This is a genomic window from Bacteroides oleiciplenus YIT 12058 (assembly GCF_000315485.1).
Taxonomy (GTDB): Bacteria; Bacteroidota; Bacteroidia; order Bacteroidales; family Bacteroidaceae; genus Bacteroides; species Bacteroides oleiciplenus.
In genome coordinates this window covers 1327121-1353338 of the sequence record NZ_JH992940.1, presented here as the reverse complement: position 1 = coordinate 1353338, position 26218 = coordinate 1327121, and the positions used below count along the sequence as shown (strand labels likewise).

Here is a 26218-nt window from a genome sequence, read left to right as displayed (position 1 = left end):
GATAAACTGATCGACAAAAACATCAATCAGACGAACAGGGTTCTCACAAGAGATATAAGAATCTAAAGACTCGGGAAGAGTCAGTTGATTGCGATCAAAAGGTTGAATATAGCCCATAAAATTAATCCTATTGTTATCAAAGCAAAGATATAAAATCCTTTTTATACAATATGTCAAAGAACACTTGATTCTTACTTTTTACACAACCTCCCCGGAGGAGGAGAATCGAGTTACTACTACAAAATGTACTCCGAAAGTCGCGGAGACTCCGAAAAAAATAGGGGAGGCTACGAAGACGACAGATGAAAACTTGAAGGTGGCAGATGAAGCCTTGAAGACGACAGATGAAGACTTGAAGATGGCGGATATTTTAAACGCCGACTCCGGGCAGACGAATTCCGGACTGAACTTCAAGGGGATTCCTTATGCGGACATCATTTCCGAGTGGTTCCGCCTCTCGGGTGGCGAACCGGTGCAGGGTGAGCGTAACGATAAACTCCACCGTCTGGCGTCTCATCTGCGTTACATTGCCGACAATGACGAAGTGCTGATGCTCAGCACGATGCCCCGCTACGGGCTATCGGAAGAAGAGATGCGGGGACTGATTCATTCCGCCTGCACCGCCAAGTTCTACTCCATGCCGAAGGTGATGCAAGAGGCGGTGAAGAGGGCGTTACAAGCTATGAGCTACAAGCTACAAGCCATGAGTGGGGCAGCTTCCCTCCCTCCGGCTCTCCCCAAGCGCCTGCCCGCCCTCGTCAAACTCCTCCTGAGCCGCACCCCCGACCTCTATCGCCCTGCCGTGGCGCACGCCGTCTTTCCCGCGCTTGCCGCCCATCTGTGGAGGGTACGCTTCCGCTACATCGACAATGTGGAGCACGAAGCCACCTTGATGAACGTGCTCATGGCAGGCACCGGCGCGGGCAAGGATTGCATCTCCGAACCCATCAACCGCATCATGGCCGACGTGCGCCGCCGCGACGAAGACAACCTGCAACGCGAGCGCGAGTGGAAGAACGAGGTGAACTCGAAAGGTGCCAACAAGGATAAGCGTGCGCGTCCCGAAGGGCTGGTCATCCAAGAGATTGACGCCGACATGACCAACCCCGCTTTCGTGATGCGCACCGCCGAGGCGGACGGCCACTTCCTCTACACAAAGCTGAACGAAATAGACCAGTTCGATGCTTTGCGCGGTTCGGGCCACGGCGGACAACAATTTCAAATCATGTGCCTTGCCTTCGACCCCGGAAACCGCTATGGACAAACCCGTGTAGGGGCGATGAGCGTGACGGAGAAAGTAACCATCCGCTTCAACTGGAACGCCGCCACCACCATCCAGAAGGGGAAGCGCTACTTCTCTCGCGTGCTGACCGACGGCCCTATCTCGCGCATCAACTTCTGCACCATCCCCGAACGTGAGATTGGAGCCGAGATGCCCGTCTATGGTTCGTATGATGCCAATTTCAACGAGGAACTTCGTCCCTACATCGAGAACCTGACGCGTGCCACGGGGCTGGTGGATTGTCCGCAAGCCTATAAATTGGCGGTGAAGTTGAAGGAAGAGAATGCGGAGTTTGCCCGTCTCTCGCAAAACCGGGTGTACGAAAATCTGAGTTTCCGTGCCAACGTCATCGCTTACCTCAAGGCGTGCGTGCTCTACGTGGCGAATGGTTACCGGTGGGACAAGACGATGGAGGAATTCGTTCGCTGGAGTCTCCAGTACGACCTATGGTGTAAGATGGAATTCTTCGGCTCGGCCATCAAGGAGGCGCAGACGATGGGGGCGGAGGTGGGGCGTCGCACGCCGGGACGCCGGAGTTTGTTGGAATTGCTTCCTGAGGAGTTCACCCTGGCCGATGCCGTGCGCGTGCGCCAAGCCGAGGGCATGGATGCGGAAGGCACGGGGGCGATGCTACGCCAATGGGTGCACCGCCGTTACGTGACAATTGTGACAAATGACAAATACAGGAACGTGAAGAAATTGAAAATTAAAAATTAAAAACAACTTATGGAGCTGACATTGACACGCATAGCCAAGCGTAAGACTTATACAATAGGTCATTTGGCCATAGATGATAAACCTTTTTGTGACACTCTGGAACCTACGTGGCGCGACATTGGGTGGGGGCGGAAAGGCCGGAAGGTGGCCGGTCGCACCGCCATCCCCGAAGGGCGTTATCCGGTAGTTGTCACGTTTTCGCCGAAATTCCAGAAGTGGCTTCCGCTACTCATTCACGTGCCCCTGTTCACGGGCATTCGCATCCATGCGGGCAACACGGCGAACGATACCGAAGGGTGTATCCTCGTGGGGCAGAATCTCAAACCGGGTATGGTGCTCAACTCAAATATCTGGACGCACCGGCTCGTGAAGGCCATCACGGAGGCACGAGGAAGGGATGAGGCGATATGGATAAACGTGAGGTGATAAAACTTCTTTCAACCTATCATATAATAAACAAAGTGTATTCTTTTGCATATTATATGATAGGTTGCTACACTACAATTAATATTTTCTTTTTTCGTCCTTATTTAGCTCTTCGTGTATATTCATTCTTGATAGCGGTGAATTTTTCTTTTACCTGATTATATTCGGCTTCTTGCTTCTCTTCCAATTCAAGATCTAATGCATATATTTCGCTTGTTATTTTATTGTCTAATTTTGTCTTTTCGGCTTGGGTCAATACATTGTTGAATCGGGAAAACAATTTCACTTTCAGATCTAATAGTCTTTTTTCGAACCGTTCAAGGTCATATTTTAGGTTGTAATCAAGATAGGTATTGGAAATATGTTTCTTTTCACCTTCTTCATCATACTCAATTACTTTTTCCTTTTTCTTCACCGCATTGAAAAGGGATGAAACGGACTCATCAAAATCCTGAAGGATAAAATCCGTCCATTTGTTATATATATTAATTTTGAAGCGCGATACATTGACATTCTCAGGCAAAGGATAGAATAATAATATGAAATTCATCTGCGTTTGAGGTAAAAGTTGCTGTCCTTTACCTGCGTAGTTTACGGGTAGATTCTCGTAGCACATAAACTCGCCCTCATGGATAAAACCTTCTCCATCCACCAATAAAACTTCATTAGAGGCGAATGTCCAATTCTCATGTCCTCCGATGTTTTTTATGTTTAGGACCAATTTATCAGCAGTAAATTGGGGTTTAGTTTTGCCATTTCCCGTCGTTAACTGGTCTGGACAATCTTGATAGTATTTTCTTTCTTTAATATAACGACAGTTCTTGTTACATTTTATCTCGACGTTTCTCTCGAATGAGAGGATGGTGTAGATAAAACCTTCATTTTCTTTTGGAATATTAATCTCGCTCATAAATAATATATTTTTAGTGTTCTAATTTGTGAATTATTGGTGATTAGCTGGCATGTCTATTTCCCGATGCAAAAATGTTCAAATATGTTTTGTAATACCATGTCATTAGTCACCTCTCCCGCAATATCGCTTAAATGGAAAATGCACTCCCTGATGTCCTGAGACACGAAATCCCCGGATAGATTGCTTGCTAACCCTTCTTGTACACGTTTTATCGCTTTCAAGGCATGCGTAAGAGCCTCGTAATGACGAACATTTGTAACGATTACGTCGTTCTGTGTCACCGATGGAAGATTAGCCGCACTTATCAATATTTGTTGTAATTCATCGATGTTTGTCCTCCGTTTGGCTGATAGAGAAATAGATTGCACATTGTCAGGAAAACCGGCAGGGACGACGCTTGAAGCATCGGTCACTAAATCTGCCTTATTGAATACAAGAATCAAGTGTTTCCCTTCGCAACGCGGAAGTATTTGCTTGGACAATTGGTTGATTTGCGAAGCGGCATCCGTTGCATCTACCATCCAGAGCACAATTTCGGCCTGTTCCAACTTCTGGAACGTGCGTTCTATGCCCAGACTTTCAATGGTGTCATTCGTCTCCCGGATGCCCGCCGTGTCAATAAAACGAAACGTGACTCCACCCATGTTTACGGTGTCCTCAATGACATCTCGCGTGGTGCCGTGAATGTCGCTCACAATGGCCTTGTCTTCGTTCAACAACGCATTGAGCAGGGTAGATTTCCCGGCATTTGTCTCACCGATAATGGCTACGGGAACTCCATTCTTTATTACATTTCCTACGCTGAACGAGTGTACAAGGCGGGAGATGACCGCCTCAATGTTATCCGCCAATTGGCAAAGCTCGGTCCTGTCGGCAAACTCCAACTCTTCATGGTCGCTAAAGTCCAGTTCCAACTCAATAAGCGATGTGAAGTGGAGCAACTGGTTGCGCAAGTCCGCCAACTCTTTGCTGAACCCTCCACGCATCTGGCTCATGGCAAGGCGGTGGGTGGCGACGGATGACGAGGCTATCAAATCCGCCACGGCTTCCGCTTGGCTCAGGTCCATTTTCCCGTTCAGGAAAGCGCGCTGGGTGTATTCGCCGGGCTGGGCCATGCGGCAACCCTGATGGATGAGTAGTTGCATCACCCGTTGCAAGATATAGCTGGAACCGTGGCAAGTGATTTCCGTGCAATCTTCTCCCGTATAAGAGTGCGGGGCGCGAAAGAGGCTGACAAGTACTTCGTCAATAACTTCCTCGCCGTCATATATCCGTCCGAAAGTCAGTGTGTAAGGTTTGCTTTCGGTTAGGGTCTTACCCGATTTTGCCGGAGTAAAGATGCGGCTGGTTATGCTGATGGCATCCGGTCCTGAGACACGTATGCTCCCGATTGCTCCCCCTTGAGCCGTGGCTATGGCACAGATAGTATCTTGGTTCATCATATATTTTCGTTATTTGGATTGCAAAGATAGACTTTTCGGGTAAAAAAATGAGCACGTTTGTATATAACTTACTCTTTTTTATTACATTTGCTCAATTTTATGTGGCCTTCATATAATACATATCGTTAGTATGGCGCAAGACAAAATAAAAATGCATGAATCGCTCTCTGCAACCGTTGGAGAGAACGAAAGTTTAGAACAAATAAAAGAGAATTTCCTGAAAGTCAAATCTGTTTTGGCCGCTCATCAGATTGCTCTTTGGGAGATTAATATCGTAACCCTGGAGTGTACTTTCACCGAAGAGTATTTTGCGAGTTTAGGTCTGGACAAGGTGGGCATCCATTACCGGAATCTGGAAGAGTTTTTCAATTTTGTACATCCTGACGATAAGCATCTGGTGTCATTGGACGGTTTTCAAAAGAAGTTGGATGGCTTTGGAGGAACAACCCTCCTACGAATCAGGTGCGTAGGCGCTCACGGTGAAATAGTCTGGCTGGAGGACCGCCTCTTATCCGTGGAGAAGGACGGCGACGGAAAGCCGGAGCGATTGTTGTGCTATACCGTAAACGTTACTGGGCAATGCGAGAGGGAGGCCCACATCTTGCGCATAGAAGAGCGGAACCGGAAGATTATCGAGGCATTGCCCGAATTCATATTCATCCTTGACGATAATTTCTTCATAACCGATGTGCTGATGTCTTCCGATACGGTTTTGCTTCATCCGGTGAACCAGTTGAAGGGAGCCGACGGGCGTTCCATCTACTCTCCCGAAGTCAGCGATTTGTTTTTGCGCAACATCCACCAATGCCTTGAAGACGGCCAGTTGAAAGAAATAGAGTATCCGCTGGACGTGGATAATTGCGAAAGGCATTACTTCCAAGCGCGCATATCCCCGTTTGAAGACAACAAGGTGATGGCTCTGATACATGACATTGGCGACCGGGTTCAGCGTTCCAATGAATTGATTGAAGCGAAGCAACGGGCGGAAGAGGCGGACCGGATGAAGTCGGTGTTCCTGGCAAACATGAGCCACGAAATCCGTACCCCGTTGAATGCCATTGTCGGTTTTTCGGAAATCATTGCTCTGACGGAAGATGAGAAGGAGAAAGCGGAGTATCTGAATATCATTCAGAAGAATAGCAACTTGTTGTTGCAACTCATCAACGACATCCTCGACCTCTCTCGCATCGAGTCCGGAAAGTCGGAAATGAACATCCAGTTGACCGAGATGACGGGACTGATTGACGAGGTGGAGAAGGTGCACCGCTTGAAGATGAAAACGGGTATCCGCTTTGAGGTGGTGCGTCCGGATGAGGAGGTCTGGATTATGGTGGACCGGAACAGGATTACGCAAGTGTTGTTTAATTTCCTTTCCAATGCCATTAAAAACACGTGTGAGGGTTCCATTACGTTGGGCTTGGCGACGGAAGGGGAGTGGCTGAAGGTGTATGTGACCGACACCGGGTGCGGAATACCCCGAGAGAAATTGCCTTTGATTTTTAACCGTTTTGAGAAGTTGAATGATTTTGTTCAGGGAACGGGATTGGGACTTCCCATTTGCCAGAGCATCGTTGAAAGGTTGGGCGGAAAGATTTCCGTAGAGTCTGAGGCGGGAGTGGGTAGCACGTTTGTGATGACGCTTCCTTATCAGCAATCCTTATTTAACCCGGATGGTGTAACCGTTGGGGCTAACGTGGCCGACATGGGGCTTAGGGTGGATGGCAGGAAGAAAATCCTGATAGCCGAAGATACGGAGTCGAACTTCATGCAGATAAATATCTTGTTGAAAAAAGATTATACCATTTCGTGGGTTACAAATGGGGAGGAAGCCATCAATAGTTTCTTGCGCGAACGTCCCGACCTGATATTGATGGATATCCGAATGCCGGTGATGAACGGTATTCAGGCCACGGAGAAGATACGTGCCATTACGCTCGATTTGCCAATTGTGGCCGTGACGGCTAATGCGTTCCTGATTGAGCAACAACAGGCGTTGGCCGCCGGATGCAATGATATTATTGCGAAACCTTATACTTACGAAAAGTTGAAGGAGACTATCATCAAGTATATTTAGATTTATCGTATAAACGAAAGAAGAGGTTGTGTAATTTTATTTTTTTACGCAACCTCTTCTTTACATTGTGGGGATGTTTCTATCAGATTCTATCCAGTACCGTTTTTATAAGTACATCAATGGTATTCTTATAACCCGTGTTGGCCTCTTTAATCAAGCGGTTGGCAATCACCATGCATACCGTGGTTGCTTTGTGTCCCATCAGGCGGCTCAACCCCGCCAGTGCGGAGCTTTCCATCTCGAAATTGGTGATGCGATAGCCGTTATACTCGAAGTTCTCGATTTTCTCATTCTGTTTCGGGTCGGCCAGCGGAATGCGCAACTCGCGCCCTTGCGGACCAAAGAAACCACCGGCGGCAATGGTTACGCCACGCACCATGTCATCGGCGGCAATGCGTTCAATCAATTCGGCATTGGCATCAATCACGTAAGGAGCGGGGGCACACATGTTTCCCGACCATCCCATGTGGTTGAGGAAGGCGCGTTCAAATTGCAGGTCGCACACTTCATTGCGTCCCGAATAGAAGTTCAGCAAGCCATCAAAGCCGATGGACTTTTGCGAGCAAATGAATGTACCTACGGGGGTATTGGGTTGAAGGCCGCCACAAGTACCTATGCGCACCAGCTCCAGTTGACGGAGTTGGGGCTTCTCTTCCCGCGTGTTGAAATCAATGTTTGCCAGAGCGTCCAACTCATTCATCACGATGTCGATGTTATCGCAACCGATACCCGTGGAAACCACCGTGATGCGCTTACCTTTATAGGTACCGGTAATGGTTTTGAACTCGCGGCTTTCTACTTCACACTCTCTGTTCTCAAGGTGCGAGCCTACTAATGCCACCCGTCCCGGGTCGCCCACCAGGATTACTTTGTCTGCCAGCCATTCCGGCTTTACGTGTAGGTGGAATACGGAACCGTCATCATTGATGATGAGTTCGGAAGATGCAAAATACTTTTTCATATTTTTACCGGGTTATTTACTCAATGGCTGGTTTGAGTTATTACCTGTAGGTTTGGCAATGGTTTCACGCATGGAAGTATCGGCTTCGATGTTCTTCATTCGGTAATAATCCATGATACCCAAATTGCCGCTACGGAATGCTTCTGCCATAGCCTTAGGCACTTCTGCTTCTGCCTCAATCACCTTTGCGCGGGCTTCCTGAGCTTTCGCCTTCATTTCCTGCTCGCTGGCTACGGCCATTGCGCGACGTTCCTCGGCCTTGGCTTGGGCAATGTTCTTATCCGCATTTGCCTGGTCAATCTGCAATGCCGCACCGATGTTCTTACCTATGTCGATATCAGCAATATCAATGGACAGGATTTCGAATGCCGTACCGGCATCCAACCCCTTGCGGAGCACCAATTTAGAGATTGAATCCGGGTTTTCCAATACCGACTTATGATTCTCGGACGAACCGATGGAAGATACGATACCTTCGCCCACACGTGCCAGGATAGTGTCTTCACCGGCACCACCCACCAGCTGGCGGATATTGGCGCGCACCGTCACACGAGCCTTTGCTATCAACTGGATACCATCCTTAGCCACGGCCGTCACGGGAGGAGTGTCAATCACCTTCGGGTTTACCGACATCTGAACCGCTTCGAATACGTCACGTCCGGCAAGGTCGATGGCGGTGGCCATCTGGAAGGACAATTCGATGTTCGCTTTGGAGGCGGACACCAATGCATGAACCACTCTTTCCACGTGTCCGCCGGCAAGGTAGTGAGCCTCCAGCTCGTCGCGGGTGATGTTGCTCAGTCCGGCTTTGTGCGCTTCAATCATGCCCGGCACGATGATGTAGGGGGGCACGTTACGGATACGCATTAGAAACAATTGCACCAATGAAATCCTGACTCCCGAAACTTTGGCGGACAACCATAGGAAGAAAGGAACATAGTGGAAGAACAGTACGATGAAGATAATGCCTCCTATCACAAGAAAGGCAGTTAAGTACATAGAGTCTACGTTCATGATTTATACGATATTAAGTGTGAATACTAATCTTTTTTCTTCTCTACCATAATCACGCCGTCTGTAATGCGGCTTACGATGATAGGGGTTTTTTCGTTCAGAAAACCGTCCATGGACTTCACTTCCACGATGTTCCCGTCAAAATCAGCATTTCCTATCAAGGCCAGACGTGTGAAAGCTACTCCCGTATCACCGACTTTCACTTTGTCTTCGGCCGTACGGTCTACTTTCGACGTGATATTCTTTTTCAGTGCCACCTTGTCCAGCGTTTTGGAACGCATGAATAGTATCAGCGAACCTATGCAAGCTATTGCTGAGATGCCAAGCGTAATGAATCCGCCCATAGTGCCCAGATAGGTGAAGGCATAGTAATTAGCGAAGATGATGCAACCACCCGCCAAAAGTCCGGCTATGCTGATGCCCGGGATAACGAACAGTTCTACCAGGAAGAGGATAACCGCCGCAATGATGAGTACGATGATGATAAGTATGTCCATAGTTATTTGGGTTTTAAAGTTTGTTTTTCGGTATTGCGCACTTCAATGGCGGCGCGTTTCACTTCGTCCGACAATGACCGTACCCGCTTTTCCAGATCAAGTATGGCGGGTGTCAGTTTGGCTTTATCATTTTCATTGGCACGGGAGTACAACGAACGTTGCTCTTCCAATTTATCCAGTTGTTGTCTGAAGTCTTTTTCTTGTTGACGGTATTTGCTGAACAACTCTTTGGCTTGGGGAGATTTAAAATCACTCCATTGATGATAGGTAGTATGGTCATCGATGACAAACTCAAAGTCATATGTCTGTTCTACTTGTGGCTTCTCGTTTATCGCGGTCTGTAAGCGTTGTTGTGCTTCGGATACGGCATTCTGGTCTACCCAAGTATCTTTCAGGGAATGAATCTGGGCAAGCCGGATGGCTTTTTGCTTATCCATTGCTTCATAATTGTACACTCGCTTAGAAGGGTTGGGAATGAATACATAGATGCAGACCTTTCCTTCCGGTTGGTAACGGTCGGAAGCAAACCATCCGAGGTTATTAAATTCATCGATAACGAACATGTAGTCGTTATAGGGAGAGTTGAAAGGCATTCCCATATTTTCCGGCGTCAGATAAGTATTGGTATTCGTGTTATAACGAGTAACGAATATGTCATATCCGCCTATTGAATTTTCGCCATCGGCGGCATAATAGATAGTCACGCCATCCGTCAATACATACGGATAGTTGGCATTGACGGAGTCGTTGATGCTACCGGGCAACAAGCTGCCCTTTCCCCATTCACCCTGCATTTTATTGCGGGAGAGAATACTGAGCTTGCCATCGGGCTGGCGTTCGCCATAATAAATTTTGTTGCTGAGTTCCGTTTCGTATACGGTGGCCTCTACTTCCTCCTTATCTTGGAAAAAGTCATTGTACATGAATAGCTTGCCGGATTCGGGGCTGATTTTATAAACTTCCAGAAAACGCCCCTTATCTACTACGATGCTATCGATGATGCAAACTTCTTCAATACCTTTCAGCATGCGAAAATTACTTTTGCTCTTTTCCAGAAGTTTTTCGGCTTCTTCGGTCGGCTTTTTTCTTTTGCTAAGGTCGCTGATATAGTCTTCGTAGCACTTGATGGCTTCTTCAAAACGGTACAAATCATTATAAGTTCGTGCCAGATGCAACTGGCCGCTGGGTATGCGTCTTTTGACGGCGGTTTCCAGATATTTCAGCGCTACATCGGGTTCTCCTGTCTCCAGGCAACACACACCATACCATAAGTTATAATTTCCGTTTGCCGGTTGTGTCTTAACGAATTTCTGAAAAATGGGTTTGGCTTGCTCGTATTGCCCTTTGTTGTAGAAAGCTTTAGCCTGCTCCAACGTCTGTGCTGATGCACCGACTAATATAAAACAAAATAGAAGGAGTAAAATATATCTCTTTTTCATGCTACTTATCCAACTTACAAATTCCAATGTTCAAAAATACAAATTAATCGGGAATAATGCCGGATTCCGCTATTCTATTTTGTTAATTCTTCTATAAATCATTCTTTTCTCTTACTTTTGCAACGCAAAAAAGCTAAATCATTATGGCGCAATTTACCGAAGAAGAGAAAACCATCCGCCGCATTGAAAAGCGGTTCAGTAGGGGATTGGTGGAATATGGTCTGATAGAGGATGGGGATAAGATACTTATCGGACTTTCGGGTGGCAAAGACTCTTTGGCACTGGTAGAGTTGTTGGCAAAGCGTGCCCGCATCTTTAAGCCTAAGTTTTCGGTGGTTGCCGTTCATGTGGTTATGAAGAATATTCCCTATCAGAGCGATTGGACGTATCTTCGTGAGTATGTGGAGTCGTGGGAGGTGCCCTTTGTGTTGTATGAGACAGAGTTCGATGCAAGTACGGATACTCGCAAGTCCCCTTGTTTCCTTTGTTCATGGAACCGTCGGAAGGCATTGTTTACGGTTGCCAAGGAGCACGGTTGTAATAAGATAGCATTGGGCCACCACATGGATGATATATTGGAAACCCTGTTGATGAATATCACTTTTCAGGGAGCGTTCAGTTCCATGCCGCCACGTTTGGTAATGAAGAAGTTCGACATGACGATTATTCGTCCGATGTGTTTGGTGCACGAGGCCGATTTATTGGAGTTGGCACAAATCAGGGGATATCGCAAACAGGTGAAGAATTGCCCTTATGAGGCGCAATCCCACCGTAGTAACATGAAAGGTATTCTGCATCAGTTGGAAGAGATGAATCCGGAAGCTCGCTATAGCCTTTGGGGAAGTATGACGAATATACAGGAAGAACTTCTGCCTAAGAAATTTGATAATTTAGACTAATATTCACCCTTAAAATATCCATCATTGAAATGAAAGGTCTTTATACTATTTTACTTTTAATAGTCTCTAATATCTTTATGACTTTTGCATGGTATGGCCATCTGAAGTTGCAAGATATGAAAGTGATTACGAACTGGCCGCTTTATGCCATCATTTTATTTTCGTGGAGTATCGCTCTTGCGGAGTATTTTTGTTTGGTTCCCGCCAATCGCATTGGCTTTATTGGTAATGGCGGGCCTTTCTCTTTGATACAACTAAAGATTATTCAAGAGGTGATTACGCTTATCATTTTCACCGTGTTCACTACTGTTCTTTTTAAGGGTGAAGCGTTGCATTGGAATCATTTTGCGGCATTTGTCTGCTTGGTGCTGGCGGTGTATTTCGTGTTCTATAAGTAGTTAGTAGCAAGTAGTAAAGTAGTAAGTAGGAGATAGTCCGGATTATAACCGTTTTTATAAACAGGACTATTCTACTAGCTACTAACTACTAACTACTAGCTACTAACTACTAGCTACTAATTACTCTATAAACCTCTCCATCCCCTTCGTATAATAAATTTGGAGTTCCCCTTTCTCATCCGTATAGATGAAGCAAGCATCAATGTCCGGGTGTGCATTTGCGAAGCGTTCCGCCTCTTCCAGTCCCATTACCATGAATGCGGTGGCATAAGCGTCGGCACTCATGCAATCTTTGGCTACTACGGTGGCGGATAAGATGTTGTGTTGCACAGGATACCCCGTTCTCGGGTCTATGGTATGTGCATATTTCTTTCCGTCCTTGTAATAGAAGTTACGATAATTGCCCGAAGTGGCAATGCCTACATCGCTCACGTTCAGCACCGTTTGCAATTCCTGGTTGATGGACAATGAATCATCTACGGGCTTGTTGATACCGATTCTCCACGAGCTTTTCTTCGGGTTCTCTCCACGTGCCACAATCTCTCCACCTATATCTACCATGAAGTTCTTGATACCTTTTTTTGCAAGGAATTGTGCGATGACATCCACCGCATAGCCTTTGGCAACGGCACTACACGAAAGCATCATGCGTGCATCTTGTTTCATCACTTTCCCTTCTTCGGATAGAGCTACTTTGGTATATCCGGTGATTTCCAACAGGCTATCTATCATGGCCGAGTCGGGGAATGCCCCTTTCTTGAAACCGAAGCCCCAGGCATTTGCCAACGGAGCAACCGTAATATCGAATGCGCCATCCGTCTCTTTGGAAATCTCCATACTACGATTGAATACATTGGTGAAGAAAGTGTCCGGCACTATATCTTCGTTGCGATTAATCCGGGTAATGGTGGCCGTGTCATTGAAAGGTGACAATGAGCCGTCAAAACGCTTCAACTCGTCGTCTATTTCGGCTTTCAGGTCGCCGTCATATTGATAGGTGATTTTATAAACCGTACCGAATATCAGTCCGTTCACGGTGGTGTAGGGCTCTGTGCGGTTGTGGCGCGCAAGTATCCAGATTGTTCCCAGTACGAGCAGGGCAATCCATAAGAAATTTCTCTGTACCTTCTTTTCCATAATTGGGGTTTAACTGAAAAACAAATGTTCTACTAATATTTTGGTTCCGATGATAATCAGGATGATACCTCCCCAGAGTTCTGCCCGTAACCTTCGTGCAATGCCGCAACCGAATCGGATGCCGAACAGGAGTCCTATAAGAGACATGGCGAACGAAACGAAGCCGATGATAGAAACCGGCGGAAGTATTTCCGAAAAGTCCCGTACACCCAGAAATGCGAATGATACCCCGATGGCTAGTGCATCAATGCTGGTTGCTATGGCCAATGCCAACACCACTTTCAGGCTTTTCGGGTCATATTCTTTTTTGCAATCCTCGTCTTTGAAAGACTCCCTGACCATGCGTCCGCCCAGAAAGGCGAGGATGGCAAAAGCAATCCAGTGGTCCAGACTCTCTATCAGATGGCTGAATGTACTGGCGCCTATCCACCCAAGTAGTGGCATGATGGCCTGAAATAATCCAAAGAAAAACGCCATGGTCAGCATAGGCCGCCATAGCGTACGTTTTAGAAGGATACCACTGGCAATAGAAATAGCGAAGCAATCCATCGCGAGTCCCACGGCAAGAAGCCAAATCTCTAATCCGGTCATAAGTTTAGAATGGTAGTTTATAAGTGATTGTATAAGTTACACCCATTGTGTTTGAGCCATATTTACCGAATCCGGGCACATACCACGGATCGCCATACTCTCCCGTAGATGAACTGGTGCGGAATTTGAAACGCAATCCCCACCCCATGTAGAGTTGTTTCCAAATATGTGCACGGATACCTACGCAGAATTCAAACCATTGCATTGATCCTTTCATTCCTTTATGATTGAAAGGTACGCTACCACCCCAGATGTCATCCATCTGGTTGGGATTTCCAATGCCTCCGCCATAAACAGGGTCGTCTATGGAAAGGGCTTCTATGTCGTATTTGAAACTACTCATGGCGTAGCGTAAGCCGACAAACAGGAAATTATCGAATTTCTTCTTATAAAGGGCATTATAATTGATGCCGACACGAAAATAAGGCGCATTGCTTTTGTAGTGTGTACCATTGTCGTTCCATGTATCGGTGCTGCCATATCCGAGCTCCACTATCGGAAAGAAACGGTTCTTAAGGTTGACGTCGACGGCCACTTCCGAACTAAGGAAATCACCCCCAAGCATTTTGCTACCGATGCCCCACAAGTCCACACTCACGGTCACGCCATTGTATAGCGGGAAAAACACCTCGTCTGCCTCTTTTTTTTCTTCCTTTGGCGGATTGGAAGCAGGAGGGCGGTTGTTGTTCTGCGCTCGTACCGGAAGTCCGGCCAGCAAGCAAAACGCCAGACTAATTACGATAAAAGAGTTTAAGATTTTCCGTTCCATTGCTGATTACTTCTGCTTTTTGAATGTATATGGAATCAAGATTGTGGCGACTATAAGCTCTGCCTGTGATACTTTGTTTCATCTGATAGCCGCAATCCATAGAGAGGAAATAGGGGGTGTTCTTCTGGCGGATGACAATTGTATCTTTTTTAATCTTGGGGTCTTTGCTATAATGGAATACCAGTACGGTGGAGTCGGCCGTATAGCGTAATGGCAACGACAATCCATGCACTCGTTTTTGGTTGTTGAGGATGATGGAGTCCGTACCAAAAGCGGTAATGGTCAACGAATCGAGTGTGTCTTTCAGCACCGTATTATTATTTTCCCTGTCTATCGTGTAGAGGAAGCATTCCATCATCGGACGTGCGTTCATGGAGCAATCTTCATCTTCCGAGCAAGAAGAGACGATGGCGGCAATGGGGTAAGCAATCAGACAAAGCAATACTAGTTTTACTAATTTTCTCATAGCCTTTATATTGTTTTTTCGATTTGATATTTGTTTCGTTCGGGGGCGTTACGCGAAATCAGTTCGCCGAGGAAGCCTGCAAGGAACAACTGGGTTCCGATAATCATGGCGGTTAGCGACAAGTAGAAGTAAGGGGAGTCCGTCACCAGGCGATAAGGCATTCCGTAGTGCATGTGATACAACTTCATGACTCCCACAATGACTACCGAGATAAAACCGAAGATGAACATCAGCGAACCCAGAAGCCCGAAGAAGTGCATCGGTTTCACTCCGAAGGCCGACAAGAACCAGAGTGAAATTAAATCCAGGTATCCGTTGAAGAAACGGTTCAGTCCGCCGAACTTTGTTTTTCCGAATTTACGTGCCTGATGTTGAACCACCTTTTCTCCGATTTTATTGAAACCTGCGTTCTTGGCAAGGTAGGGGATATAGCGATGCATTTCGCCGTATACTTCGATGTTCTTTATCACATCTTTCTTATAGGCTTTCAGTCCGCAATTAAAGTCATGCAGGTTCTTGATACCGGATACCTTCCGGGCGGTTGCATTGAACAATTTTGTAGGAATGGTCTTCGAAATCGGGTCATAGCGTTTCATCTTCCAGCCGGACACCAGGTCGTAACCGTCTTCTGTAATCATCCGGTACAATTCGGGTATCTCATCAGGACTATCCTGCAAGTCTGCATCCATTGTGATTACCACATCTCCTTGTGCCTTCTCGAAACCGCAGAACAACGCCGGTGACTTGCCATAGTTGCGGCGGAACTTAATGCCATGCACGGCATCCGATTTCCGGCTCAGTTCTTCGATAATCTGCCAAGAGCGGTCGGTACTTCCGTCATTCACGAAAATCACTTCATATGAAAAGCCGTTGGCCTTCATTACCCGCTCAATCCATGCGTACAGTTCCGGAAGAGACTCTTCTTCATTATACAAAGGAACGACAACTGAAATATCCATCTTTCTTATTTACAATTTAACGATTTACGATTGAAAAATTACTTTTATCACCACTCTATCACTCTATCTTCCCCCTATATGGTCCACCGGTGGCCGTTTCATGACGAACAGAGCAGTAGGAATGGCAAGCAATGATCCATAGAATACATTCTGAGACATCAATTGCATGGTGATTTCTATTGGAGACAATGAACGCATCACGCTCAAAGCATCTTTCAACTGGTCGATATATACATCCATTCCCGGCAATATGTTTGCCTCGAAGTTATTCAGCAAACTTTCATAAGTGTCCAGTACGAAGCCTTGATCGATGAAGCGGAAATAGATATAATGTGCCACGGCCGTAAGCAAAGCGGCGAACATATACATAAATACGGTGAAAATCCATGCATGAAGGAAACTGATGGTGCCGCCACATACATGATTACGGTACATGCGTACATAATAGTATGCCATGAAAGGCACGCATAAAGTCAGTCCCCCGAAAAGGAAAAGTAAGAATGGTACAGTTAACCCCAGAGGGAATAGAATGAACTTCAAAATCCAAAATCCCCCCAGGTAAGTGCCGAATAGCATGGCATATCGTTGTAAGTAACCTCTATTTTCTGTCATCTTTCATTAGGAATATGGCCGCAAAGGTATAAATAATATTGTTTGTAACCTTTGTATTCTTGTTAAAGTTGAAAAAAGTTTGGGCAAAGTATTGCAAGTTTAATAAAAATGTCTACCTTTGCACCCGCAAACAAAAATACGGGTAAGTCCTATACGGCCAGCTCCCTTCGAATCCTCCAGGGCTTGATCGCAGCAAAGGTAGTTGGTTGTAGCGGCGCGATATAGTAAGCTTACCCACCCGCCTCTTTAGCTCAGCTGGCCAGAGCACGTGATTTGTAATCTCGGGGTCGTTGGTTCGAATCCGACAAGAGGCTCAAGAAAAGAGATATGTTCTACTTAAGAATGTATCTCTTTTTTTATTTGTTTTTCGCGAAAAAAGTAATAGCTTTGTTCCGCAAAATCTAATATTATGATACGGATACAACCTCATTCCTCATATCTGACTCTTATACTTCTCCTTCTGATGCCTTTTGGCAGAGCTTTTGCCGGCTGGAATAATTTCATTGTCAACTTTGATAAAAACCTTTATGGGAAAGGTACACAAACTTGGCAGATAGCCCCTTATGATGACCATTGGGTGTACTTTGCCAATAAAAATGGCATGGTGCAATTTGATGGAAATGTCTGGAAGGTATTTCCGATGAATAACTTTTCAGATGTGCGCTCTGTGCTGGCATCCACTATCCAAAAGAGAATATATGCAGGTGGTATCAATGAATTCGGTTACTATGAACCGGCGGCAGATGGAGAATTGGTTTATCATTGCATGTCCGATACACTTGGTGCTGATTCCCGTTTTTTGGGCAATGTATGGGGGATTCATGAAGCGGACAATATCTTGTATGTGCAAGGTGATGACCGTGTGGTGAAATACCTGAATGGAAAATATACCACTATTGAAATGGATGCTAAAATAGATTGTTCTAATATGGTGAATGGCATCCTTTATATAGGTACCGACCGTGGCGTGTGGGTGCTGGTTGGAAACACTTTCTTTCCTTTACAAGGAGCGGAGTCTCTGGCTTCCAACCGTATCCGTGGCATCATTCCCCATAAAGGCGGAGGCGTCATTATTGTTACGGCGTATGACGGGCTGTTTTATAGCAATGGACGCACTACCGTACCTTTCATTACCGGCGCCGAAGACTTCATGCGTGAAAATGAGGTGTTTTGCGTGGCTTCCCAGGATGATAAAATAGCTTTGGGAACCATTCATAAAGGTGTGTTGCTGATAGATTGTGCCACGATGAATGTGAAATACTTCAATGAGAATAACGGATTGCGCAACAATACCGTGCTTTCGGTTGCTTTCGATAGTCAGGGCAATCTGTGGGCGGGATTAGATAGTGGGGTTGACTACATTTCCCTTAGTTCCTCTTTTACTAACCTGTATTCATATCCCTATTCTTATGGTACGGGCTATACGGCCGCCGTAGAAGATGGGTATCTCTATCTGGGCACTAATCGCGGGCTTTATTATACCTCTTATCCGGTAAAGTTGAATGGCGATTTGCCTGATATTCATCCCATTCCTCAATCCAGTGGTCAGGTTTGGAACCTTTGTAAGATTGGCGACGATCTCTTTTGCCTTCACGATCGTGGCATTTTTCAGATAAAAGGCACCAGTGTGCGCCGCATAACGGATATAACGGGTGCCTGGTATTGTCAGGAGGTTGTAGGGCAACCTGACCGGATGTTTGTCGGGGTTTATAACGGCATTTATCTTTTGGAGAAGAAAGCGGGAGAGTGGAGTGTACTTTGCAAAGTCGATGGATTTATGGATTCGTGCCGTTTGTTCGAGCAGGAATCTGCCAGGGTTTTATGGGTTTATAATTCCGGTACTCTTATGCGTATTGAGTTGAGTGAAGATTTAACCCGGCAAATTAATATGAAGTTTTATGGCGTGGCAGAAGGGCTTCCGGTGGAGCGTGATATACATGTTGCCAAGATAGAAGGGCGTGTTTATTTCGCTACTCCGCAAGGGATCTATAAATATAATATTCATAAGGATATGATGGAACCTTGTAGCGACTTGAATAATCTGTTGAATGGAGCCGTACCTTATACCCGCTTGTTGGAATATCATGATCGTCTCATTAGTCTGAGCCCTCATGAAATCTGTATAGCTAATCTGGGGACTTATAAACGAGGGGCCAATACCAGTATAAATCCCATCCGCCAGTCTTTGCTGGAGCTTGTGCCGCCTTATGAAGCGCTCATTCCTTTGTCGGACTCACTTATAGTGATTCCGAGCGAAGAAGGCTTTGCTTTATTTACCATTCCGGCGGTGAAGCATCGGCAAGATCTGACTCATTCCGTATATATCCGGAACATGCATCTCACTTATCCCAAAGATTCACTGGTATTTACGGCCAATTTTCTCGGGAAGAAGCCATCTCTCACTATTGATTATACGTCCAATTCTGTCCGCTTTGATTATAGTCTTTCCTTTATTGCTTTGGGGAGCGATGATGTCCGTTTTCAGTATCGCCTGAATGGAGGGGACTGGTCGGATTATACTACCGTGCGAACCAAGGAATATAGTAATCTTTCTGAGGGCGACTATACTTTCGAGGTAAAAGTGATTTATCCGGATGGAACAACTTCGGCGGATGATATTTCTTTCCGTGTTCTTCCGCCCTGGTATCGTAGTGCTCCTGCTTATGTCTGCTACTTTATTCTGGCGCTATTGGGTTTCTGGTATGTATATCGCTGGGATGATATTCGCGTGAAACGAAAGAAACAACAGGCTGTTGTGGAGAAAGATAAAGAATTGCATGAAATGGAAAAAGAGTTCGAAGCCGAAAAAGCCCTCCGTGAGAAACAGATCATGCAACTTGAAAAAGAAAAGCTGGAATATGATCTTCAGCATAAGAGCCAGGAGATGGCAAACCTCATGATAAACTTCGTTCGCAAAAACGAGATGCTTACAGAAATTAAATCGGAAATTTTCAAAGTGGCTTCCTCCCTGAAAGGTGAAGGCGCCCGCGAAGGCAAGCAGCTTCTTGTGGTGATAAACAGTAAAATAGACTCCAATATCCAGAGCGATGAGGTGTTGAAGCGAATCGAAGATCAGTTCGATTTGATTCACAATAACTTCATGAAGCGTCTTCATGCCCGGCATCCCGACCTCTCCAATAATGAGCGTATGATGTGTGCTTATCTCAAGATGAATCTTTCCACCAAAGAAATTGCACCTCTGTTGAACATTTCTGTTCGTGGGGTAGAGACCATTCGTTATCGCTTGCGCAAGAAGTTTGGGCTGGAACGTGAAGATAGCCTGACGGATTATCTGAGTAATAAATTGTAGGTATATCCGATATTTAGACCATTTTCGGGTCTTCTACCTACCCGGTCCGTACCTGGCTCGTACCTGCTTCGTACCTACTCCCTCCCTAAGGACACGGAGAAAATACGGAGCAGGTACGGTTTTGGTACGGTTTGAATATGAAGAAGAGGAAAAACAGACCAATCAAGACTTAAATTCTTTCACCGCCTTTTCCAGTCTTTCCAGAGGCAACTCTCCCGATTGCCTCCAAAGCTGTTCGCCTTTCCTTAATAATATAAATGTAGGATACATTTCGATGGTATAAAAATCAGCAAGTGCACTTTCCTGGTCAATATCCACTTGTACCACTTCGAGAGTTCCTTCCATTGATTTCTTGAATTCTTCTACAATAGGCTGCATGCGCTTGCAATGAGGACACCAAGTTGCATAAAACTCTGCCATGATCCAATCGGCATTAGCCAACTTTTCTCTGTTCCGTTCTTCACGCGCTTCTTTCTTTTCTTCCATAATAATATGTTTTAAATGATTGATTGTCATCTCAACAATATCGGAAGGAAAAAAGTTTGTGAGATTGTGATTCTTTGTGCTGTAAAAATTACTATTTTTGTCAGCAAAAACACGAAAGGACCAATAATATGTCACATTTGGCTACTTTGATAAACGATTTGGCTCTGATACTGATTTGCGCTGGAGTCATGACACTATTGTTCAAGAAACTAAAACAACCGTTAGTGTTGGGATATGTTGTGGCAGGTTTTCTGGCCAGCCCGCACATGCCATACACGCCCTCCGTGATGGATACGGCAAATATACAGACATGGGCGGACATCGGCGTGATTTTCCTCTTGTTTGCATTAGGGCTAGAATTTAGTTTCAAGAAGATAGTTAAAGTAGGTGGGGCAGCTATCATCGCCGCCTGCACCATCATATTCTGTATGATTCTTCTGGGAATTGCCGTCGGTACAGGTTTCGGCTGGCAACGCATGGATAGTATCTTTTTGGGTGGTATGATTGCTATGTCTTCCACTACCATTATTTATAAGGCATTCGATGATTTGGGAATGCGCAAGAAGCAGTTTACCGGATTGGTTCTCAGTGTGCTGATACTGGAAGACATTCTCGCCATTGTTTTGATGGTGATGTTGTCTACTATGGCAGTGAGGCATAATTTTGAAGGGACGGAAATGCTTGAGAGCATTGGTAAACTACTCTTTTTTCTGATACTTTGGTTTGTGGTCGGCATTTATCTGATACCTGAATTGTTGAAGCGTTGCCGCAAGTTGATGAGCGAGGAAACTTTGCTCATAGTTTCGCTTGGCTTATGTTTCGGTATGGTTGTTATGGCAGCTCGTACAGGCTTTTCCGCGGCTTTTGGTGCGTTTATCATGGGGTCCATTCTTGCCGAAACGGTGGAGGCGGAGAGTATTGAGCGGCTGGTGAAGCCGGTAAAGGATTTGTTTGGTGCTGTATTCTTTGTGTCGGTTGGTATGATGGTGGATCCTTCTATGATTGTGGAGTATGCACTCCCGATTATCGTGATTACGTTGGCGGTCATTCTGGGGCAATCTTTATTCGGTACGCTGGGGGTGTTGTTGTCGGGGCAGCCTTTGAAGACGGCTATGCAATGTGGTTTTAGTTTGACGCAGATTGGCGAGTTTGCTTTTATCATTGCATCGCTGGGTGTATCCCTCCATGTGACGAGCGATTTCCTGTATCCTATTGTGGTGGCGGTTTCGGTTATTACCACTTTCCTTACTCCTTATATGATTCGTTTGGCTGAGCCGGCTTCCGGTTTTGTAGATAAACATCTGCCAGCCCGGTGGGTGGATTTCCTGACACGATATGCTTCTGGTTCGCAGACCATGAATCATGAAAGCTTATGGAAGAAGTTTATCTTTGCTCTGACAAGGATTACGATTGTCTACTCCATCGTTAGTATAGCGGTCATTGCATTGTCTTTCCGCTTTCTGGTTCCTCTATTTCTGGAAAATTTGCCCGGTATTTGGGGAAAGTTGCTGGCCGCATTAGTTATCATCTTATTTATAGCTCCTTTCTTGCGGGCCATCATGATTAAAAAGAATCATTCAGTGGAATTCGTAACTCTGTGGAATGATAGTCGTGGCAATCGTGCACCATTGGTTGCGACTATCGTCATACGCATATTGATAGCAGTTTCATTCGTAATGTTTGTGATAGCGGGCTTGTTCGAAATATCTGTTGGACTATTGCTCGGGGTGGCAGTTTTGCTGGTTACAATGATGATTTTGTCGCGTCAACTGAAGAAACAATCTATCATGATAGAGCGGAAATTTTTTCAGAATCTGCGCTATCGTGATATGCGTGCCGAATATATGGGTGAAAAGAAACCGGAATATGCCGGGCGTTTGTTGTCCCGTGATTTACACTTAACAGATTTTGTAGTACCCGGTGAGTCGGTATGGGCGGGGCAGACGCTTGCAGAACTTAATCTGGGTAAACAATATGGTGTGCACGTCGTGTCTATTCTTCGGGGTAGGAAGAGGATTAATATACCGGGTGCTTCTGTGCGGCTTTTCCCGGAAGATAAGATACAAGTCATAGCCACGGATGAAGAACTGAACCTGTTTGGTGCAGAGATGGAAAAGGCTGCCGCTTTAGAAACAGATGTAGTTGAAAAAAGTGAGATGATTTTGCGTCAATTCCGTGTAGATTCCCATTCTGCATTTTTGGGGAAGACGATACGCGAGTCCGGCATCCGCGAACAATATCATTGCCTGATTGTAGGTGTGGAGAGAGGAGAAGAAGCTTTGCATGCACCCGATTCGCACGAGCCGTTTATGGAAGATGATGTTGTCTGGGTAGTAGGAGAAAATGCTGATGTGTATAAATTAGTCGGACAAAAGAATGAGAATGTCGACATGGAATAAGGATAGAAAGTTTATCTTTGCTCCGTAAACATAAATAATAAACCAAGAATATCATGAAAAGTGATCCGAAAGAATGTCTGTACTGTCAGAATAATGAGACGCTGCACAATCTGATGATTGAGTTTGCAGAGCTGAGTGTATCTCGCGTGTTTTTATTCAAAGAACAAACGTACAGAGGACGTTGTCTTGTAGCTTACAAAGACCACGCCAATGATTTGAATGAATTGAGTGATGAAGACCGCAATGCTTTTATGGAAGATGTTACCCGCGTGACTCGTGCCATGCAGAAAGCGTTTAATCCCGAAAAAATCAATTATGGTGCATACTCCGATAAATTGTCGCACTTGCATTTCCATCTTGCTCCGAAGTATGTAGATGGTCCTGACTACGGTGGTACGTTCCAGATGAACCCGGGAAAGGTGTACCTGACGGATGCTGAATATCAGGAATTGATTGAGGCGGTGAAGAAGGAACTTTGATAGTTATTAGTTGTTAGTTCTTAGTTATTTGCTTGTCATGGGATTGTGCTATCACAACGTGGAAATCACAAGCAAATAACTAATAACTAATAACTTATAATTTATTAAGTATTTTGTCCATCGCCCAGTTTGTCAGCGTTGCGCTTGCTCCGTCACAGGTGCAGATGGACTTACCTAAAAGATGGTCGACAACGGCTTGAATGAGCGGTTGTTGTACATGTTCAGGGTTTGCTACTGGAATTTCTTCTCTTCCTTTTTCTGTATGCAATGCGATGGGATCGTAAGTAAATACAGAGAAACAGATCATCCCCTTATCCCCGATAACTTCAATGCGGTCTTCGCGAGCAGAATCGTGTGCAACGAAGCACCAGGAACCACTACCTACCAATCCGCTATCGAATTGGAAACATGCACTTAGGGTGTCTTCGGCTTGATAGAGTCCGCCGCGATTACTCTTGTATCCACTGGCTTCAAGAATACAGCCGAACATATCTTGTAATAAATCAATTTGGTGAGGGGCTAAATCATAGAAATAGCCACCACCGGCAATATCCGGTTGCACGCGCCACGGAAGATTTTCCTTATTATAATCCAGATTTCGGGGAGGCTGGGCAAAGCGGATTTGCACATTGATAACATTACCAATCATTCCGCTCTCTATCAGTTCTTTTACTTTCAGGAAATAGGGTAGATAGCGGCGGTAATAAGCCACAAAACACGGAATCCCTGTTTCATTTGAAATGCGGTTGATACGGCAACACTCTTCATAAGTTACCGCCATAGGCTTTTCTATATAAACAGGCTTACCGGCTTTCATAGCCATAATAGCATAAGTGGCGTGCGAAGAAGGCGGTGTGGCGATATAGATAGCATTTACTTCTTCATCGTCAACCAGTTCCTGGGCATCGTCATACCATTTCGGGATACCTCTCTCTTCAGCGTAAGCTTTGGCTTTGGCACCGTCACGACTCATGACAGCAATCACTTCCGAACCTTCCACTTTTTGAAAGGCAGGACCACTTTTATACTTGGTTACTTCTCCGCAACCAATGAATCCCCATTTTATCTTCTTTTCGCTCATAATAGTATAATGTGATAATGTATAAGGCGGTAATATAATTAAGGTGTTAGATCACTTTGTCACTCCTTTTTATTCTTCTTCAAAATCGAATTCAAAATCAAAGTCATCCATGAATTCGGGAGTTGTAAACTCTTCTAAAGTTCGTCGGTCCTTCTTGGTGGGACGACCGGCACCTTTGGCGCGGTCTACGAAACCGCTGATACGGCTCATTTCCAACAATTCATATTGGTCGGGAGTTGTTACATTCTCCATCATTTCCGAAACAAGCTTTGCACCAACACGCTTTTCAATGGCCTGCAGTACCTTGAAAGAGTAGGTGACAGGCGGTTTACGCACTTGTATCACGTCTCCCGGCTTCACTGTGCGGGCAGCTTTTGCTAAGGCCCCGTTTATACTGATACGGCTTTTTTTGCATGCTTCGGCAGCGATGGTACGCGTTTTGAAAATACGTACGGCCCACATCCATTTATCTATTCTTGCTTCACTCATATTGTTTTAAGTAGCTGCTATTTCTTATTAAATTGGTTCATGGTAATATCAATGCCTGCCAGGCAGAAGCTCCTGATGATTTCTCCTGCTGTTTTCAGACGTTCGTCCATGGTCTTCCAGTCCTCTTCGGTGAAGTGTCCCAACACATAGTCTATCTGTCCGCCTCGTGGAAATTCGTTACCAATGCCGAAACGGAGTCGCGCATAGTTCTGTGTACCCAGAATGGCGGCAATATGTTTCAGTCCATTATGCCCGGCGTCGCTACCTTTACTTTTCAGGCGCAGAGTGCCGAATGGTAGAGCAAGGTCGTCTACTATTATTAACACATTTTCCAAGGGAATGTTCTCTTTTTGCATCCAGTAACGCACAGCATTTCCGCTGAGGTTCATGAATGTAGAAGGTTTTAATAGTAGTAGTTGGCGCCCTTTGACGGATAGTGTAGTGGTAAAGCCGTAACGTCCGTCGGTAAAGGTGGCACCTGCTTCTTTTGCCAATGCATCCACCACCATGAAACCTATATTATGGCGGGTTTCGTGATATTCAGGACCTATGTTTCCTAATCCAACAATTAAATATTTCATTTCTTTGAGAAATTGTATCTTTTAACCCTATTATTATAAAGAAGAACGCGGATTATCGCAGTTTTCCGCGGATTAGTGAAATCTGCGTCATCTGCGTTAATCCGCGTTCCGGAATATACTGTTTTCTTACGAAAAGACTGATTAGTTGCCAGCAGTAGCAGCAGCACCTCTTGCAGCACGAGTCAGCTTAACGGCGCATACAACAGCTTCTTTAGCATTCATCAATTCCAGACCCTCATAGCTCAATTCGCCAACCTTAACAGTTTTACCCAGTCCCAGATGAGCAACGTTTACAATTAGTTTTTCCGGAATAACGTTATATAAAGCTTTCACTTTCAGCTTACGTGTCTGCAATACCAGCTTACCACCGGCTTTCACACCTTCTGCCAAACCTTCCATCTGTACCGGAACTTCCATAACGATAGGTTTAGCCTCATCGATCTGGTAGAAGTCAACGTGCAGGATGGTATCCTTTACCGGGTGGAATTGAATATCTTTCATGATAGCATTTACTTTCTTGCCATCAATAATCAGGTCAACTACATAGATGTGCGGAGTGTAAACCAAGTTACGCAGACCGTCAGCGGGTACAGTGAAGTGAACGTTTTCACCTGCTCCGTAGAGTACGCAGGGTACGCCATTGTCTTTACGAATAGCTTTCAAAGCTCTTGCTTGTTCCGAAGAACGCTCTGCAATAGTTCTTGCAGTACCTTTTACTTCAATTGATTTCATTTTTTGATTTTTTTGTGTTACTCTAAATTAAGTTACTTGTTGCTTAATTCACCATCGCACGATGT

The 26218-nt window shown here is 45.4% G+C and carries 25 protein-coding genes and 1 tRNA gene; 9 read left to right on the top strand and 17 right to left on the bottom strand.

All coding sequences use genetic code 11. The annotated features are described in order from the left end of the window. The first annotated feature begins 316 nt into the window (after positions 1-316). Together HMPREF9447_RS05910 and HMPREF9447_RS05905 are read left to right on the top strand one after the other, a co-directional pair. Entirely contained in the window at positions 317-1999 is a 1683-nt protein-coding gene (locus tag HMPREF9447_RS05910; protein ID WP_394330284.1) for a hypothetical protein, read from the top strand. Between the two features lie 9 nt (positions 2000-2008). Next, entirely contained in the window at positions 2009-2425 is a 417-nt protein-coding gene (locus tag HMPREF9447_RS05905; RefSeq protein WP_009128787.1) for a DUF5675 family protein, read from the top strand. Positions 2426-2525: 100 nt separating this feature from the next. On the opposite strand, the gene HMPREF9447_RS05900 is transcribed toward HMPREF9447_RS05905, so the two are convergent. Beyond that, complete coding sequence (locus HMPREF9447_RS05900) at positions 2526-3335, bottom strand: hypothetical protein (RefSeq protein ID WP_009128786.1); 810 nt, start codon at positions 3333-3335, stop codon at positions 2526-2528. Between the two features lie 56 nt (positions 3336-3391). After that, on the bottom strand, positions 3392-4777 hold the full coding sequence (gene mnmE, locus HMPREF9447_RS05895) for a tRNA uridine-5-carboxymethylaminomethyl(34) synthesis GTPase MnmE (protein WP_009128785.1): 1386 nt from the start codon (positions 4775-4777) through the stop codon (positions 3392-3394). A gap of 133 nt (positions 4778-4910) precedes the next feature. Between mnmE and HMPREF9447_RS05890 the strand changes: the two genes are divergently transcribed. After that, positions 4911-6854, top strand: coding sequence for a PAS domain-containing hybrid sensor histidine kinase/response regulator (locus HMPREF9447_RS05890; protein WP_009128784.1), 1944 nt, complete (start codon positions 4911-4913; stop codon positions 6852-6854). Between the two features lie 82 nt (positions 6855-6936). Here the strand turns inward: HMPREF9447_RS05890 and HMPREF9447_RS05885 are convergent, their stop codons facing one another. From HMPREF9447_RS05885 to HMPREF9447_RS05870, 4 genes are read right to left on the bottom strand one after another with little or no spacing between them, the layout of a single operon-like run. Next, positions 6937-7815, bottom strand: coding sequence for a nucleoside phosphorylase (locus HMPREF9447_RS05885; RefSeq protein ID WP_009128783.1), 879 nt, complete (start codon positions 7813-7815; stop codon positions 6937-6939). Positions 7816-7827: 12 nt separating this feature from the next. Further along, the gene (gene floA, locus HMPREF9447_RS05880) at positions 7828-8829 is read right to left on the bottom strand and encodes a flotillin-like protein FloA (protein ID WP_009128782.1); all 1002 of its coding nucleotides are present in this window, start codon (positions 8827-8829) and stop codon (positions 7828-7830) included. Positions 8830-8855: 26 nt separating this feature from the next. Then, on the bottom strand, positions 8856-9326 hold the full coding sequence (locus tag HMPREF9447_RS05875) for an NfeD family protein (protein WP_009128781.1): 471 nt from the start codon (positions 9324-9326) through the stop codon (positions 8856-8858). Between the two features lie 2 nt (positions 9327-9328). Continuing rightward, positions 9329-10765 (bottom strand): tetratricopeptide repeat protein, encoded by a 1437-nt coding sequence (locus HMPREF9447_RS05870; protein ID WP_009128780.1) that lies wholly within the window; start codon positions 10763-10765, stop codon positions 9329-9331. A gap of 143 nt (positions 10766-10908) precedes the next feature. Here HMPREF9447_RS05870 and HMPREF9447_RS05865 point away from each other — a divergent pair, with 143 nt between their 5' ends. Further along, positions 10909-11664 carry an ATP-binding protein gene (locus tag HMPREF9447_RS05865; RefSeq protein WP_009128779.1) on the top strand — a complete coding sequence of 252 codons (756 nt, stop codon included), beginning with the start codon at positions 10909-10911 and terminating at the stop codon, positions 11662-11664. Positions 11665-11693: 29 nt separating this feature from the next. Continuing rightward, the gene (locus HMPREF9447_RS05860; protein WP_009128778.1) at positions 11694-12062 is read left to right on the top strand and encodes a DMT family protein; all 369 of its coding nucleotides are present in this window, start codon (positions 11694-11696) and stop codon (positions 12060-12062) included. Positions 12063-12182: 120 nt separating this feature from the next. Here HMPREF9447_RS05860 and HMPREF9447_RS05855 read toward each other — a convergent pair whose 3' ends face one another. The 6 genes from HMPREF9447_RS05855 to HMPREF9447_RS05830 all read right to left on the bottom strand — a co-directional run bounded on the left by HMPREF9447_RS05855 (position 12183) and on the right by HMPREF9447_RS05830 (position 16596). Then, positions 12183-13199, bottom strand: a complete 1017-nt coding sequence (locus HMPREF9447_RS05855) for an FAD:protein FMN transferase (protein ID WP_009128777.1) — start codon at positions 13197-13199, stop codon at positions 12183-12185. A gap of 9 nt (positions 13200-13208) precedes the next feature. Then, on the bottom strand, positions 13209-13790 hold the full coding sequence (locus HMPREF9447_RS05850; protein WP_009128776.1) for a manganese efflux pump MntP: 582 nt from the start codon (positions 13788-13790) through the stop codon (positions 13209-13211). Positions 13791-13794: 4 nt separating this feature from the next. Then, positions 13795-14559 (bottom strand): DUF6048 family protein, encoded by a 765-nt coding sequence (locus tag HMPREF9447_RS05845; RefSeq protein ID WP_009128775.1) that lies wholly within the window; start codon positions 14557-14559, stop codon positions 13795-13797. Next, entirely contained in the window at positions 14522-15025 is a 504-nt protein-coding gene (locus HMPREF9447_RS05840; protein WP_009128774.1) for a DUF6452 family protein, read from the bottom strand. The genes HMPREF9447_RS05845 and HMPREF9447_RS05840 overlap by 38 nt, the downstream gene beginning before the upstream one ends. A 5-nt stretch (positions 15026-15030) precedes the next feature. Continuing rightward, on the bottom strand, positions 15031-15984 hold the full coding sequence (locus HMPREF9447_RS05835; RefSeq protein WP_009128773.1) for a glycosyltransferase family 2 protein: 954 nt from the start codon (positions 15982-15984) through the stop codon (positions 15031-15033). Between the two features lie 63 nt (positions 15985-16047). Beyond that, positions 16048-16596 (bottom strand): DUF4199 domain-containing protein, encoded by a 549-nt coding sequence (locus tag HMPREF9447_RS05830; protein ID WP_009128772.1) that lies wholly within the window; start codon positions 16594-16596, stop codon positions 16048-16050. Positions 16597-16836: 240 nt separating this feature from the next. Between HMPREF9447_RS05830 and HMPREF9447_RS05825 the strand changes: the two genes are divergently transcribed. Beyond that, positions 16837-16910: transfer RNA gene (locus tag HMPREF9447_RS05825), tRNA-Thr, on the top strand. A gap of 95 nt (positions 16911-17005) precedes the next feature. Beyond that, entirely contained in the window at positions 17006-19906 is a 2901-nt protein-coding gene (locus tag HMPREF9447_RS05820; protein ID WP_009128771.1) for a triple tyrosine motif-containing protein, read from the top strand. A gap of 162 nt (positions 19907-20068) precedes the next feature. Here HMPREF9447_RS05820 and HMPREF9447_RS05815 read toward each other — a convergent pair whose 3' ends face one another. Next, positions 20069-20527, bottom strand: a complete 459-nt coding sequence (locus HMPREF9447_RS05815) for a thioredoxin family protein (protein WP_367998049.1) — start codon at positions 20525-20527, stop codon at positions 20069-20071. On the opposite strand from HMPREF9447_RS05815, the gene HMPREF9447_RS05810 reads away from it, so the two are divergent. Both HMPREF9447_RS05810 and HMPREF9447_RS05805 read left to right on the top strand, forming a co-directional pair. Further along, complete coding sequence (locus tag HMPREF9447_RS05810) at positions 20521-22791, top strand: cation:proton antiporter (protein ID WP_009128769.1); 2271 nt, start codon at positions 20521-20523, stop codon at positions 22789-22791. The two genes, HMPREF9447_RS05815 and HMPREF9447_RS05810, sit on opposite strands and share 7 nt — an antisense overlap. 53 nt (positions 22792-22844) lie before the next feature. Further along, a complete protein-coding gene (locus HMPREF9447_RS05805; protein ID WP_009128768.1) occupies positions 22845-23270 on the top strand; it encodes an HIT family protein in 426 nt (141 codons plus the stop codon). Positions 23271-23364: 94 nt separating this feature from the next. Here the strand turns inward: HMPREF9447_RS05805 and HMPREF9447_RS05800 are convergent, their stop codons facing one another. The 4 genes from HMPREF9447_RS05800 to HMPREF9447_RS05785 all read right to left on the bottom strand — a co-directional run bounded on the left by HMPREF9447_RS05800 (position 23365) and on the right by HMPREF9447_RS05785 (position 26153). Next, a complete protein-coding gene (locus tag HMPREF9447_RS05800) occupies positions 23365-24351 on the bottom strand; it encodes a Gfo/Idh/MocA family protein (RefSeq protein ID WP_009128767.1) in 987 nt (328 codons plus the stop codon). A gap of 69 nt (positions 24352-24420) precedes the next feature. Then, a complete protein-coding gene (locus HMPREF9447_RS05795) occupies positions 24421-24840 on the bottom strand; it encodes an RNA-binding S4 domain-containing protein (RefSeq protein WP_009128766.1) in 420 nt (139 codons plus the stop codon). 17 nt (positions 24841-24857) lie between these two features. Further along, positions 24858-25421, bottom strand: coding sequence for an aminoacyl-tRNA hydrolase (gene pth / locus HMPREF9447_RS05790; protein WP_009128765.1), 564 nt, complete (start codon positions 25419-25421; stop codon positions 24858-24860). 141 nt (positions 25422-25562) lie between these two features. Then, positions 25563-26153: a 50S ribosomal protein L25/general stress protein Ctc gene (locus tag HMPREF9447_RS05785; RefSeq protein WP_009128764.1), complete on the bottom strand. Its 591-nt coding sequence runs from the start codon at positions 26151-26153 to the stop codon at positions 25563-25565. Positions 26154-26218: the final 65 nt, after the last annotated feature.

What these genes read in the sequence shown, in the direction of transcription:
- HMPREF9447_RS05840 (WP_009128774.1), bottom strand. Translation starts at nt 15,025, where the DNA reads ATGAGAAAATTAGTAAAACTAGTATTGCTTTGTCTGATTGCTTACCCC.
- HMPREF9447_RS05855 (WP_009128777.1), bottom strand. Translation starts at nt 13,199, where the DNA reads ATGGAAAAGAAGGTACAGAGAAATTTCTTATGGATTGCCCTGCTCGTA.
- HMPREF9447_RS05905 (WP_009128787.1), top strand. Translation starts at nt 2,009, where the DNA reads ATGGAGCTGACATTGACACGCATAGCCAAGCGTAAGACTTATACAATA.
- HMPREF9447_RS05835 (WP_009128773.1), bottom strand. Translation starts at nt 15,984, where the DNA reads ATGGATATTTCAGTTGTCGTTCCTTTGTATAATGAAGAAGAGTCTCTT.
- HMPREF9447_RS05860 (WP_009128778.1), top strand. Translation starts at nt 11,694, where the DNA reads ATGAAAGGTCTTTATACTATTTTACTTTTAATAGTCTCTAATATCTTT.
- HMPREF9447_RS05830 (WP_009128772.1), bottom strand. Translation starts at nt 16,596, where the DNA reads ATGACAGAAAATAGAGGTTACTTACAACGATATGCCATGCTATTCGGC.
- floA (WP_009128782.1), bottom strand. Translation starts at nt 8,829, where the DNA reads ATGAACGTAGACTCTATGTACTTAACTGCCTTTCTTGTGATAGGAGGC.
- HMPREF9447_RS05820 (WP_009128771.1), top strand. Translation starts at nt 17,006, where the DNA reads ATGATACGGATACAACCTCATTCCTCATATCTGACTCTTATACTTCTC.
- HMPREF9447_RS05885 (WP_009128783.1), bottom strand. Translation starts at nt 7,815, where the DNA reads ATGAAAAAGTATTTTGCATCTTCCGAACTCATCATCAATGATGACGGT.
- mnmE (WP_009128785.1), bottom strand. Translation starts at nt 4,777, where the DNA reads ATGAACCAAGATACTATCTGTGCCATAGCCACGGCTCAAGGGGGAGCA.
- HMPREF9447_RS05795 (WP_009128766.1), bottom strand. Translation starts at nt 24,840, where the DNA reads ATGAGTGAAGCAAGAATAGATAAATGGATGTGGGCCGTACGTATTTTC.
- HMPREF9447_RS05875 (WP_009128781.1), bottom strand. Translation starts at nt 9,326, where the DNA reads ATGGACATACTTATCATCATCGTACTCATCATTGCGGCGGTTATCCTC.
- HMPREF9447_RS05800 (WP_009128767.1), bottom strand. Translation starts at nt 24,351, where the DNA reads ATGAGCGAAAAGAAGATAAAATGGGGATTCATTGGTTGCGGAGAAGTA.
- HMPREF9447_RS05845 (WP_009128775.1), bottom strand. Translation starts at nt 14,559, where the DNA reads ATGGAACGGAAAATCTTAAACTCTTTTATCGTAATTAGTCTGGCGTTT.
- HMPREF9447_RS05785 (WP_009128764.1), bottom strand. Translation starts at nt 26,153, where the DNA reads ATGAAATCAATTGAAGTAAAAGGTACTGCAAGAACTATTGCAGAGCGT.
- HMPREF9447_RS05865 (WP_009128779.1), top strand. Translation starts at nt 10,909, where the DNA reads ATGGCGCAATTTACCGAAGAAGAGAAAACCATCCGCCGCATTGAAAAG.
- HMPREF9447_RS05805 (WP_009128768.1), top strand. Translation starts at nt 22,845, where the DNA reads ATGAAAAGTGATCCGAAAGAATGTCTGTACTGTCAGAATAATGAGACG.
- HMPREF9447_RS05850 (WP_009128776.1), bottom strand. Translation starts at nt 13,790, where the DNA reads ATGACCGGATTAGAGATTTGGCTTCTTGCCGTGGGACTCGCGATGGAT.
- HMPREF9447_RS05810 (WP_009128769.1), top strand. Translation starts at nt 20,521, where the DNA reads ATGTCACATTTGGCTACTTTGATAAACGATTTGGCTCTGATACTGATT.
- HMPREF9447_RS05890 (WP_009128784.1), top strand. Translation starts at nt 4,911, where the DNA reads ATGGCGCAAGACAAAATAAAAATGCATGAATCGCTCTCTGCAACCGTT.
- pth (WP_009128765.1), bottom strand. Translation starts at nt 25,421, where the DNA reads ATGAAATATTTAATTGTTGGATTAGGAAACATAGGTCCTGAATATCAC.
- HMPREF9447_RS05870 (WP_009128780.1), bottom strand. Translation starts at nt 10,765, where the DNA reads ATGAAAAAGAGATATATTTTACTCCTTCTATTTTGTTTTATATTAGTC.
- HMPREF9447_RS05900 (WP_009128786.1), bottom strand. Translation starts at nt 3,335, where the DNA reads ATGAGCGAGATTAATATTCCAAAAGAAAATGAAGGTTTTATCTACACC.